This window comes from Methylobacterium sp. D48H, assembly GCF_053345715.1.
Genome location: NZ_JBKFAP010000026.1, coordinates 35,440 through 47,742, shown reverse-complemented (window position 1 = coordinate 47,742; position 12,303 = coordinate 35,440). Strand labels below are relative to the sequence as shown.

The 12,303-nt window shown below is 72.7% G+C and carries 10 protein-coding genes; 7 read left to right on the top strand and 3 right to left on the bottom strand.

The annotated features are described in order from the left end of the window. Window positions 1-189 precede the first annotated feature (189 nt). Both ACLBX8_RS26660 and ACLBX8_RS26655 read left to right on the top strand, forming a co-directional pair. Window positions 190-870 (top strand): DUF4142 domain-containing protein, encoded by a 681-nt coding sequence (locus ACLBX8_RS26660; RefSeq protein WP_091682655.1) that lies wholly within the window; start codon window positions 190-192, stop codon window positions 868-870. 699 nt (window positions 871-1,569) lie between these two features. After that, a complete protein-coding gene (locus ACLBX8_RS26655; protein ID WP_056527261.1) occupies window positions 1,570-1,791 on the top strand; it encodes a DUF6894 family protein in 222 nt (73 codons plus the stop codon). Window positions 1,792-2,073: 282 nt separating this feature from the next. Here the strand turns inward: ACLBX8_RS26655 and ACLBX8_RS26650 are convergent, their stop codons facing one another. After that, on the bottom strand, window positions 2,074-2,937 hold the full coding sequence (locus tag ACLBX8_RS26650) for an SMP-30/gluconolactonase/LRE family protein (RefSeq protein WP_447716063.1): 864 nt from the start codon (window positions 2,935-2,937) through the stop codon (window positions 2,074-2,076). A gap of 26 nt (window positions 2,938-2,963) precedes the next feature. Further along, window positions 2,964-4,289 (bottom strand): sugar MFS transporter, encoded by a 1,326-nt coding sequence (locus ACLBX8_RS26645; RefSeq protein ID WP_447716062.1) that lies wholly within the window; start codon window positions 4,287-4,289, stop codon window positions 2,964-2,966. 161 nt (window positions 4,290-4,450) lie between these two features. Here ACLBX8_RS26645 and ACLBX8_RS26640 point away from each other — a divergent pair, with 161 nt between their 5' ends. Both ACLBX8_RS26640 and ACLBX8_RS26635 read left to right on the top strand, forming a co-directional pair. Next, a complete protein-coding gene (locus ACLBX8_RS26640; RefSeq protein WP_447716061.1) occupies window positions 4,451-5,614 on the top strand; it encodes an aldose epimerase family protein in 1,164 nt (387 codons plus the stop codon). Then, on the top strand, window positions 5,611-7,410 hold the full coding sequence (locus tag ACLBX8_RS26635; RefSeq protein WP_447716060.1) for an IlvD/Edd family dehydratase: 1,800 nt from the start codon (window positions 5,611-5,613) through the stop codon (window positions 7,408-7,410). Before ACLBX8_RS26640 ends, ACLBX8_RS26635 begins: the two co-directional genes overlap by 4 nt. A 66-nt stretch (window positions 7,411-7,476) precedes the next feature. Here ACLBX8_RS26635 and ACLBX8_RS26630 read toward each other — a convergent pair whose 3' ends face one another. Next, a complete protein-coding gene (locus ACLBX8_RS26630) occupies window positions 7,477-8,190 on the bottom strand; it encodes a FadR/GntR family transcriptional regulator (RefSeq protein ID WP_244491948.1) in 714 nt (237 codons plus the stop codon). Window positions 8,191-8,658: 468 nt separating this feature from the next. On the opposite strand from ACLBX8_RS26630, the gene araD1 reads away from it, so the two are divergent. From araD1 to ACLBX8_RS26615, 3 genes are all read left to right on the top strand, one after another. Then, window positions 8,659-9,639: an AraD1 family protein gene (gene araD1 / locus ACLBX8_RS26625; RefSeq protein WP_447716059.1), complete on the top strand. Its 981-nt coding sequence runs from the start codon at window positions 8,659-8,661 to the stop codon at window positions 9,637-9,639. Between the two features lies 1 nt (window position 9,640). Next, window positions 9,641-10,567: a Gfo/Idh/MocA family protein gene (locus ACLBX8_RS26620; protein ID WP_447716058.1), complete on the top strand. Its 927-nt coding sequence runs from the start codon at window positions 9,641-9,643 to the stop codon at window positions 10,565-10,567. 72 nt (window positions 10,568-10,639) lie between these two features. Beyond that, window positions 10,640-12,190, top strand: a complete 1,551-nt coding sequence (locus ACLBX8_RS26615; protein ID WP_447716057.1) for a carbohydrate porin — start codon at window positions 10,640-10,642, stop codon at window positions 12,188-12,190. The last annotated feature ends 113 nt before the right edge of the window (window positions 12,191-12,303 follow it).

The following is a 12,303-nucleotide window of genomic DNA, read 5'->3' as shown; positions in this document are numbered from 1 at the left end:
GACCGGTCATTCGCGCGCGAAATCCGATCCATCCCGCGGTTTCTCGGTGCCCCGATCCCGCCGTTCGGACGGCCCGCCGGGCAGGAACCTTGTCCCCCCTGTGCGGTTCGCCGGGCAGCACCTCAAGCGATGATCGGGGCGTCGGGTGCCTCACCCAATCCGGATGCCACTCCCATGATGCACCGTCGCATGCACAGACGCGCTCTCCTCACCACGATGCTGGGCGCCACCGCGGCCCTGGCGGTCACCCGCACAGCCCTCGCGCAGGTCACGCCGGCCGGCGCGATCCCGACCGGCGCCTATCTCCAGATGGCCACCGGCGGCGGCCTGTTCCTGGAGAACACGGCCCGCGACGCCCACGCGAAGACCACCAATCCCGCCGTCAAGAAGTTCGCCCGCGCGGAGGTGGTCGAACAGGTGAACCTCGCCCGCAAGATCAGCGCCTACACGGGCGGCGCCCCGATCCCGGGCCCGGCCGCGGCGGGCCCGGGTGGCCTGATCGGCGGCCTCGTCGCGGCGCCGGTGGCGGTGGCCGGCACGGCCGTGAATGCGGCGGGCAGCGTCGCCGGCGGTGTCGTCGGCGGCGTGCTCGGCGGACCGGCTCCGGCCCAGGGCATGACCACCGACGCGCAGAAGGCGCAGATCCTGGCGCAGCTCAGCGCCATGCCGCCGGGGCCGCAATACGACGCCACCTTCGTGAACGCCTCGCTCCAGGGCCATCAGGAGGCGCTGGGCATCCACGGCGCCTACGCCCGGTCGGGCGAGGATCCCGGCCTGCGCGCGATCGCCCGCGGCGCCCTGCCGTTGATCAACCTGCACATCGCCCGGCTCGATCGGATGCAGGCGATGATGGGCGCTCAGCCGGGGTAAGCGGCCGGACGACGGGGTCGGTGCGCCGCGCGGCGCACCGGCCTCCTCGCGGTTGTCTCGCAGTTGTCTCGCAATTGTCCCACCGGCCTCGAACAGGACCCCGTCAGCCGGCCCGCTCGCGCAGGCGCCGCACCAGTCTGAGCAGCACGCCGCGGATATGGGATCGAAGCTGGGTGTTCTCTGCCATGGGACGCCGTTCGAAGCGCCGGATCGCGGCGCCTCGAGAAACACATCCCTTGGACGGACCGTTGCTACGTAAAAAGCGGGATCGTTGCCGCGGCCGAGCCGCAGAACCACCCTCCAAGGACGTAGCCCGTGGCCCGGATCGACGGCGCCCCGCGGCCCGTATGATGGGACCGGATCGTCGACAGCACGCTCCTGATGTGCGCGCGCAGCTTGTCCTTGCGGAGCGCGGCCGTCTCGGCGCATGGGTCGGGCGGGTTGGCGGAGGTCGACATGTCACGGGGCCCCGGCTCAGGCGCGCCACCGCTCCGGGCCGTCGGACGACGGCGGGGGGACGCTGGGGATTCTTGTACTTGATAACGTGAGCGGAATCTCGGGCGGACGGCGCAGATCCGAGCAAACTCCATGTTTTAGATGCATTAAGGTTTATCCGACCGAAGACCTTTCCCAGTCGTGTATCGCACTACGTAGAGATATCCGGACGATCGCCGCGGGGCTGCAGCAGGGGGGAGGTCGGTGTCCGAGCGCTTCTACTTCGACCTCGAGAGCGGCGAGGAGACGATCCGGGACGACGACGGCGTGGAGGTCGGCAGCCTGGCCGAGGCCATGGCCGAGGCGCGCAGCGTGATCGCCGAGATGGCCGACGAGGTCTGCGCGGCCGATCCCGACCGGTCCTGGAGCTTGGTCGTGCGCGACGCCGCCGGGTACGCCCGCCACCGGCTGCCGATCCGGCGGTAGCGCCCGACAAGAAGCCCGCCGCGGCCTGGCCGGGCGGGCTTGAAGGTGATCTCGTCTCGGAGAAGGCCCGACCGTAGACCCGCCACAGGGCGGCCGCATCCCCCATCCGGAGGACGCCGACGCACGATCCCGCGACCGCAGGCCCGCGACTGCCGACCCGCGACTGCCGACCCGCGACTGCCGACCCGCGACCGCCCGCCGCGGCAGCTCGGACGCCGGAGGACCCGCCCCGCTGGAGGAAAGATCTGCGCAGGGGACTCAACGTCCTCGGCGCCGGGTCGGTCAGCCCGCGAAGGCGCGGGGCGGCAGGCCGGCGACGCCGACGTCGAGCTCGAACAGCGCGCCGGCCTCCGGCACGTGCTCCGCCCCCCGCGCCGCCGAGGTGACGAACAGCCGGTCGAGGCCGGGACCCGCGAAGGCGCAGCTCGTGATGTTGGGGGCGGGCAGGGGGATCGCGCGCAGCAGGCGCCCCGCGGGATCGAAGCGGCTGAGCCGGCCGCCGCCCCAGTGGGCGATCCACAGGCAGCCCTCTTCGTCCGTGGTCATGCCGTCGGGCCAGCCCCAATCGTCGGGGAAGCGGAGGAAGGGCCGCTTGCCCGTCAGCGCCCCGTCGGCGGCGAGGTCGAAGGCGTAGACCGTCCGGGCGGCGCTGTCGCTGTGATAGAGGATCCGGCCGTCACGGCTGAAGGTCGGCCCGTTCGCGACGCCGTAGCTGGTATCCATCCGCCGCCACGTCAGGTCCGGGTCGAGCCGGTGCAGGGCGCCCGACACCGCGGTCTCGGCCTGGTGCATGCTCCCGGCCCAGATCCGGCCGGCGCCGTCGACCTTGGCGTCGTTCAGGCGGTTGTCGGGATCGTCGGGCTCGGGGTCGCCGATCGGCGCGAGGCGGTCGGCCTCCAGGTCGTAGGTCGCGAAGCCGCTCTTCAGCCCGACGACGAAGTCGCTCCGGCCCGCGCGGGGGATGATCCAGCCGAGCGGTTCCGGGAACGGGCGCGTGCCCACGGCGCCGTCGGCGAGGTCCAGCCAGTTCAGCGCCGGCGCCTCGATATCGACCCAGAACAGCACGCCCCGCTCCGGAACCCAGACCGGGCCCTCGCCGAGCCGGTCGCGCCGGGGCCGGTCGAGGATGCGGATCCGCGGGTCCATGGTGGGCTCCCCGATCTGGCCGACGCTCAGGCGCCGGCCGGCCGCGCTGCGGCGCCGGTCCGGCAGCCCCAGAGCGCGTAGAACAGGACGTAGAGCTCGCAGGCGGCGGTGATCAGGAAGGAGTGCTGCAGCCCGTACCGGTCCGCCGCCCAGCCCTGCACCACCACCAGCGACCCGCCCGCGATCGCCATGATCAGCAGCCCGGCGCCCTCCTCGGTGAGCGGACCGAGGCCGCGGATGCCCAGGGTGAAGATCGTCGGGAACATGATCGCGTGGAACAGGCCGACCGAGATCAGCGCCCACAGGGCGAGGTGGCCGGTCGCGAAGGTCGCCACCAGCATCACCGCGCAGGCGCCGATCGCCGCGCCGGCCAGCACGGTCTCGGCCGGGCGCCGCTGCATCAGGTAGCTGCCGACGAAGCGGCCGACCATCATGCCGCCCCAGAGCAGGAACAGGTAGCGCGAGGCCTGGGCGTGGGTCAGGTCGCCGATCTCGGGCTGCGACACGAAGTTGATGAACAGGTTCGACACCCCGATCTCGGCGATCAGGTAGATGAAGATCGCCGGCACGCCGAGCACGAGGTTGCGGTGGCGCCAGAGCGACAGGCCGGCGCGCTCGGCCCTGGCGGCCCGGGCCGTGGCGCCGCCGGAACCGCTGCTGGCGGGCAGCGGGGAGCGGGCGATGACCGCGGCGAGGACGACGAGCACCACCGCCACGATCAGGTAGGGCAGTTGCACCGACTGCGCGTCGGCCAGGCGCTCGGCCGGGGTCAGGGTGGCCCCGGCGGCGGCGTTGCCCGAGGCCGAGCGGCCGAGGATCAGGTAGCCCCCGAACAGCGGCGCCAGGGTCGTCCCGAGGGAGTTGAACGCCTGCACGAGGTTGAGCCGCGCCGGGGCGCTCTCGGCCGGGCCGACCACCGCCACGTAGGGGTTCGCGGCGACCTGCAGGAGGGTGATGCCGCTGGCGATCACGAACAGGGCCGTGAGCGTGATCGCGTAGGAGACCCGGTGGGCGGCCAGGATCATCCCGAGCGTGCCCAGCGCCATGATGCCCAGTCCCGTCACCAGGGCGCGCTGGTAGCCCACGCGCTCGATCAGCTTGGCCGCCGGGATCGAGGCGACGAAGTAGGCGATGAACCAGACGGACTCGATCAGCGTGGTCTGCGTGTAGTCGAGGTCGAACACGCTGCGCAGGTGCGGCAGCAGCGTGTTGTTGATGACCGTGATGAAGCCCCACATGAAGAACAGGCTCGCCAGCAGCGACAGGGCCGGGCGGTAGCCGCCCCGGTCGCGCGCGGCCTCCGCCCCCGTCCGGGGCGCCGCGGTCCCCGCGGTCGCGATCGGTCCTGCCATCCGGCGTTGTCCTCTGCCTCTCGGGCCGCCTTGTCGGGGTCCCGTGTTGTTCCTTTTATTTGTCTGAGTATATATCGGGTTCGCGGACGTCAACCGCGAGTCCCGTCGCGGTCCGGCGCACGACCGGCGCGGCGGGCGGAATCACGAAGGGGGAGAGCGCGATGCGTGGAGTGGGATCCCTGGCGCTGTGCGCCTGTGCGGCCCTGCCGGGCCTGACGCCGGCACCGGCCCGGGCGGCCGAGCCGACCCGGGCGGTGTTCGGCACGCTGCCGGACGGCCGGACGGTGGAGGAGGTGACGCTGACGAACGGCAAGGGCGTCACGGCGCGGATCCTGTCGTGGGGGGCGCTCCTGCGGAGCCTCGACGTGCCGGACCGCTCCGGCAAGGCCGCGGACGTCGTGCTCGGCTACAATGACCTCGCCTCCTACCTGGCCAAGGGCAACTATTTCGGCGCGAGCGTCGGGCGCTACGCCAACCGCATCCGCGCCGGGCGCTTCACCCTCGACGGCCGGACCTACACGCTGGCCACCAACGACGGCCCGAACGCCCTGCACGGCGGCGCGTCCGGCTTCGACAAGCGGCTCTGGACGATCACCGCGGTCAAGGGCGGCGCGGCCCCCTCGGTCACCCTGCGCTACGTCAGCCCGGACGGCGAGGAGGGCTATCCCGGCACGCTGACGGCGACCGCCACCTACGCGCTGGACGACACGAACACCCTCACGGTCACCTACGAGGCGACCACCGACAAGCCGACGATCGTCAACCTGACCAACCACAGCTTCTTCAACCTCGCGGGCGAGGGCTCGGGACGCTCGATCCTCGACCAGATTCTGACCATCCCGGCGGAGCGCTTCACGCCGGTCGACGCCACCCTGATCCCGACCGGGGAACACCTGCCGGTGGCCGGCACGCCCTTCGACTTCCGCGAGCCCGCGGTGATCGGCGCGCGGATCCGCGACGGGCGGGACGCGCAGATCGTGCGCGGGCGCGGCTACGACCACAACTGGGTCGTGACCGACGCGCCCACGGCCGAGCCGCACCCGGTGGCGCGGGTCGAGGATCCGGGATCGGGCCGCGTCCTCGACGTGGCGAGCAACCAGCCCGGCCTCCAGTTCTACGCCGGCAACTTCCTCAACGGGACCGCGGTCGGTAAGTCCGGCCTCGCCTACCGCCAGTCGGACGCCCTGGCGCTGGAGCCGGAGCTCTTCCCCGACACGCCGAACCAGCCGGCCTTCGGCTCGGCCCGGCTCGATCCCGGCAAGACCTACCGGAACGTGATCGCCTACCGCTTCTCGACCAGCCCCGCCCCCCGGACCCAGAAATGACCGACCGACCGATTGCACGGCCCCTGCGCTCGCGCGCGTGGTTCGACAACCCCGACAATATCGACATGACGGCGCTCTACCTGGAGCGATACCTGAACTTCGGCCTCAGCCTGGAGGAGCTGCGCTCGGGCAAGCCGATCATCGGCATCGCCCAGACCGGCTCGGACCTGTCCCCGTGCAATCGCCACCACCTCGTCCTCGCGGAGCGGATCCGCGAGGGCATCCGCGAGGCGGGCGGGATCGTCCTCGAATTCCCCGTCCACCCGATCCAGGAGACCGGCAAGCGGCCGACCGCCGGCCTCGACCGCAACCTCGCCTATCTCGGGCTCGTGGAGCTGCTCTACGGCTACCCCCTCGACGGGGTCGTGCTGACCACGGGCTGCGACAAGACCACCCCGGCCTGTCTGATGGCGGCCGCCACCGTGAACATCCCGGCCATCGCCCTGTCGGTAGGGCCGATGCTCAACGGCTGGTTCAAGGGCCAGCGCACGGGCTCGGGCACGATCGTCTGGAAGGCCCGCGAGATGCTGGCGGCCGGCGAGATCGACCACGACGGCTTCATCAAGCTGGTGACCTCGTCGGCGCCCTCGACCGGCTTCTGCAACACGATGGGCACCGCCACCACGATGAACACCCTCGCCGAGGCGCTCGGCATGATGCTGCCCGGCTCGGCCGCGATCCCGGCACCCTACCGCGACCGACAGGAGGCCGCCTACCTGACCGGGAAGCGCGTCGTCGCTATGGTGGCCGAGGACCTGAAGCCCTCCGACATCCTGACCCGCGACGCCTTCCTCAACGCCATCGCGGTCAATTCCGCGATCGGCGGCTCGACCAACGCGCCGATCCACCTCGCGGCGATCGCCCGCCACATGGGGGTCGCGCTCGACATCGCGGACTGGCAGACCCACGGCCTCGACGTGCCGCTCCTCGTCAACCTGCAGCCGGCGGGTACCTATCTCGGCGAGGATTACTACCGCGCCGGCAGCTTGCCCGCGGTGGTGGCGCAACTCATGCGCCGCGGCCTGATCCGCGAGGGCGCCCTCACCGTGAACGGGCGCACCCTCGGCGACAATTGCCGGGGCGCCGCGATCGAGGACGAGGACGTGATCCGGCCGATCGACCGGCCGCTCAAGGAGGCGGCGGGCTTCCTGGTCCTGCGCGGCAACCTGTTCGACGCCGCCGTGATGAAGACCAGCGTCATCGGCGCGGAGTTCCGCAGCCGCTACCTGTCGAACCCGGAGGATCCGGACGCCTTCGAGGGCCCCGTCGTGGTGTTCGACGGGCCGGAGGATTACCACGCCCGGATCGACGACCCGAGCCTCGGCATCACCGAGGAGACCCTGCTGGTCATGCGCGGGGCCGGGCCCGTGGGCTATCCGGGGGCGGCCGAGGTGGTGAACATGCGCCCGCCCGCGCAGCTGATCCGGGCCGGCGTGCACGCGCTGCCCTGCCTCGGCGACGGGCGCCAGTCCGGCACCTCCGGCTCGCCGTCGATCCTCAACGCCTCGCCCGAGGCGGCGGCCGCCGGCGGCCTCGCCCTCCTGCGCACCGGCGACCGGGTGCGGATCGACCTGCGCCGCGGCACCGCCGACATGCTGGTCGACGCCGACGAGATCGCGCGGCGGCGCGCGGCCCTGGAGGCGGCGGGCGGCTACGCCTATCCGGCCTCGCAGACCCCCTGGCAGGCGATGCAGCGCGCCGCGGTGGGGCAGATGCACACCGGGGCCATCCTCGAGGGCGCCGAGGCGTTCCAGCGCATCGCGCAGACGCGGGGCGTGCCGCGCGACAACCACTGAGGCCACTCGGGCCACTCGGGCCACTCGGGTAATGTCCGGGCCGGCGGCGCCCCGCCGCCGGCACCGTCAGGGCCGCATCGCCAGCTCGGTGTCGGCGAGGGCGAGGCGGACCAGCTCGGTCATCGTCGCGCGGGCGGCGTCCGGGTCGCCCGCCACGATCGCGTCGTAGAGGGCGCGGTGATCCGGCATCGGATCCCGGGGCAGGCCCTGGCGGCGGTGCTTGAAGATCGTCGTCCACGTGACCGCGGCGGCGATGGAGCTCGACAGGGCGATCAGCGCGCCGTTGCGGGCCGCTTCCAGGATCGTGTTGTGGAAGGCCTGGTCGGCCGCCCGCCCGGCCTCGGTGGCGAGGCCGTGGCGGCCCATCTCCTCCAGGGCGTGCCCCATCCGGGCGATGTCGAGGCCGGAGCGCCGCTCGGCCGCGAGCGCGGCCGCGGCCGGCTCGACGATCATCCGCAGCTCGAACAGGTCGCGGATGAAGGACTCGCTCGGCTCCGACTCGAAGGCCCAGGCCAGGATGTCGGGATCGAGCAGGTTCCAGCGGCTGCGCTGGCTGACGCGGGTGCCGGTGCGCGGGCGGCTCTCGACGAGCCCCTTCGCGCTCAGGATGCGGATCGCCTCGCGATAGGCGGTGCGCGAGACGTTCAATTTCTCAGAGAATTCGATCTCGCCGGGCAGCACGTCCCCGGGCGCGTAGCGGCCGCCGAGGATCGCCGCGCCCAGATCGCGGGCGACCGAGCCGTGGATGCGGCGCGACCCCGAGGCGAGGGGCAGCGTCACGTTCTCCGAGCTCCGCTCCTGCCTCACCGCATCCACCTCCGGTCCGGGCCACCGGGTCGGGGCAGGAACGGCGTGATCGTATCCTGAAGTTGTAGGAGCGCAAAGAGGAACGCCCGCCGCACCGAAGGCGCGGCCGCGCTTGCGACCGGAGGCGAACTACTCTAGCCTAATTGTATGAGTAGTGAATCGACAGGGGCCGTCACGGCCCGTGGCAGCGTCCGGGCCGGCGCGGGGGTCGCCCCCGCGATGGTGCAGGGCGGCCTGTTCCCGGCGACCTCAAGCGGCCGCGACGGCGCGGTCGGGCCGCTGGCGACCGAGCGGTTCCCGCGCCCGGCCCGCCACCGGGACCTGGCGCGCCGGATCGACGGCGCTCGCGCCCCGCAACCCGGCCACTGACGGGCCGCCGCGCGACCCTCGACGGCCGCGCGTTCAGGACGCCCCGAAGAGGTCGTCCCCGGGAGGACACAGATGGGACGATCACTCCTACAATTTCGCACCGCCGATGGGCAGCGCGGCGTCGCGCTGCTCGCCGACGGCCGGGCGCGGCGGGTGCTCGGCGTCGAAAGCGTGCTCGCCCTGGCGCGGAGGGCCCTCGCCGCGGGGGACGATCTGGCGGCGACGGCGGAGCGCGCGGGGCTCGGCGCGCCCGTCGATCTCGACGCGGTCCGGCTCCTGCCGCCCGTCGATCACGCCGATCACGCGCACCTCCTGCTGAGCGGCACCGGCCTGACGCATCTCGGCTCCGCCGAGGGCCGCGACGCGATGCACCGCGCGGACGCGGCCGACCCGGCGCCGACCGATTCGATGCGCATGTTCCGGATGGGCGTCGAGGGCGGCAAGCCGGCACCGGGCGAGGCCGGCGCGCAGCCCGAGTGGTTCTACAAGGGCGACGGCTCCAGCCTGGTCGCCTGCGGCGAGCCGCTGGTCTCGCCCGCCTTCGCCCGCGACGGCGGCGAGGAGCCGGAGATCGCCGGGATCTACCTGATCGACGCCGACGGAACGCCGGTGCGCCTCGGCTTCGCCCTGGCGAACGAGTTCTCCGACCACGTGACCGAGCGCGGCAACTACCTGTGGCTCGCCCATTCCAAGCTCCGCCCGGCCGCCCTCGGCCCGGAGCTGTGGCTCGGGGCCCTGCCGCCGGACGTGCGCGGCACGAGCCGCATCCTGCGCGACGGAGCCGTGCTCTGGGAGAAGCCGTTCCTGTCCGGGGAGGCCAACATGTCCCACAGCATCGCCAATCTGGAGCTGCACCACTTCAAGTACGCGCCGTTCCGGCGCCCCGGCGACGTGCACGTCCACTTCTTCGGGACCGCGACCCTGTCGTTCAGCGACGGCGTCGCGACCCGGCCGGGCGACGTGTTCGAGATCGCGGCGGCGCCGTTCACGCTGCCCCTGCGCAACCCGCTGGCGCTCGCGCCGGCGGACGCGCCGTCCGTGCGGGTGCTCTGACATGGCGGCCCCGATCCGCATCGGCCTCGTGGGCGTCGGCAAGATCGCCCGCGACCAGCACCTGCCGGCCATCGCCGCCTCGCCGGACTACGCGCTCGTGGCGGTGGCGAGCCGGCACGGCGGTCTCGACGGGGTGCCGAGCTACGGCAGCCTGGAGGCGATGCTGGCGGCGCACGGCGACCTCGACGCCGTCGCCCTGTGCCAGCCGCCGCAGGCGCGGTGCGCGGCGGCCCTGGCGGCGATCGCGGCCGGACGCCACGTCTTCCTCGAGAAGCCTCCGGGCGCGACGCTGGCCGAGGTCGGGCTCCTGGTCGAGGCCGCGCGGGACCGGGGCGTGAGCCTGTTCGCGAGCTGGCACTCCCGCTGCGCGCCGGGGGTGGAGCCCGCCCGCCGGTGGCTGTCGGGCCGCAGGATCCGGTCGGTGGCGATCGCCTGGCTGGAGGATGTCCGGCACTGGCACCCGGGCCAGGACTGGATCTGGGACGCGGGCGGGATGGGCGTGTTCGATCCGGGGATCAACGCCCTGTCGATCGCCACCCACATCCTGCCGCCGTTCTTCCTCACCGGCGCGACCCTGTCGGTGCCGGAGAACCGGCAGTCGCCGATCGCCGCCGACCTGCACTTCGCGGACGCCGCCGGCACCCCGATCCGCGCCCGGTTCGACTGGCGCCAGACCGGGCCGCAGACCTGGGACATCCGCGTCGAGACCGACGACGGCCCCCTGGTCCTGTCGCGGGGCGGGGCCGCCCTGTCGATCGCCGGCCGCGACCAGCCGCTCCCGCCCGAGGCGGAGTACCGCGGCCTCTACGACCGCTTCGCCGCCCTGGTCCGCTCCGGCACAAGCGACGTCGACCTGAATCCGCTGATCCACGCCGCCGACGCCTTCATGCGCGGCGAGCGCCGCGCGGTGGAGGCCTTCACGGACTGACCGGGAGGCCCCCCTGCGGGACACGAACGCGACAGAGCCAGGCAAGGCCGCGCGGTTAAGGGGGAGTCACACATGGGAAAGCATAGGGGCAAGCATCGGGCAAAGCATTGGCGATGGGCCGCGCTGGCGTTCTGCGCCGCGTCGATCACGGCGGGCGCGGGCCCGGCGGTCGCGCAGGTCGAGGCGACGGCACCGGACGGGGGACCGACCCCGGTGAATCCGGGACCGAAGGCGAGCCCGGCGCAGAAGGCCCGGTACCGGGCGAACCGCGCCCGGCGGCGGGTCATCCGGGAGGCGCGGAGCTTCTCGGGCGCCAGCAGCGCCGCCGCCAGCCTCGACGTGCAGGGCAGCAGCGCGACGCCGCCCACCCTGCCGCCGGGCACCCTCGATCTCGGCAACGGGATCAGCATGGTCCTGAACTACACGGGCGAGTTCGCCGCCAACCCGTCCGGCGGCATCCGGCAGGGATCGGCCTATGCGGGCCAGATCGCGTTCGGCCACGACGCCGACCTCGGCCGCCTCGCCGGCATCGACGGCGGCTCGGTCCACACCGTCGTCACCCAGCGCCACGGCCGGAGCCTGGCGCAGGATGACATCGGCTTCAACGGCAGCGTGCAGGAGATCTACGGCGGCGGCCAGACCGCCCACCTGACGCTGCTGTCCTACCAGCAGAAGCTGCTCGACAACCGCCTCGACATCGAGGTGGGCCACCTGCTCGCCAACCCCAACTTCCTGGCCTCGCCGCTCTACTGCAACTTCCAGAACAACGCGACCTGCGGCGCGCCCAAGTCCATCTTCAAGCTGACGAACTTCACCTACTGGCCGATCGCGACCTGGGGCGGCCATGCCAAGGCCTGGGTCACCGACAGGGTGTTCCTGCACGCTGGCATCTACGAGGTGAACCCGCGCGACCAGCTGCCGACCCGGAACGGCATCGACTGGTCGACCAGCGGCGCCACCGGATTCCTGGTGCCGGTGGAGGTCGGCTACTCGACCAATTTCGGCAACGATCCGCTGCCGCGCAACTACAGCATCGGCGCCGTCTTCGACCGGTCGGACTACACGGATCCCGTGCTCGACCGGCGGGGCGGGGCTCAGGTCTTCAGCGGCCTCGATCCGCTGACCCGGTTCGGGCGGTCGGCGGTCTACGCGCGCTTCGACCAGATGGTCTGGCGGCCGGACCCGAGCGGCGTCCAGGGCCTGTCTGTGTTCGGCGTCGTGATCGGCGGCACCGGCGGCCGGCAGACCCAGGATTACTTCCTGGAGGGCGGCGCCGTGCTGACCGGCACCTTCCCGGGTCGGCCCTACGACACCCTCGGCCTCGTCTTCGCCATGGAGAAGCTCTCGCCCCTGGGCACGGCCAACATCCGGGCGGCGCGCGCGTCGCTGGGGCTCGGCACCCGGAACGTCGAGTCCCTGCAGACCATCCTGGAGCTGAGCTACGGCATCCAGCTCACCCCGGCGGTGCGGCTGATGCCGAACCTGCAATACGTGATCGACCCGGACCAGACCCGCTTCCCGTTCCGCCCGAAGCCGATCCCGGACGCCTTCGTGATCGGCGCGAAGCTGTCGGTGGACCTGTTCACCCTGGCCGGCCTCGCGAAGGGCCCGGGCAGCCAGTGACGCCCTGACCGCCCCGGCGCCCGCCCCATGCGGGCGCCGGGCCTTCCGACCTGACCGGGGGAGGGGCCGTCCCGCGGCCGCGAGGCCCGTGCGCGCCGGTTCCCGGACCCGCG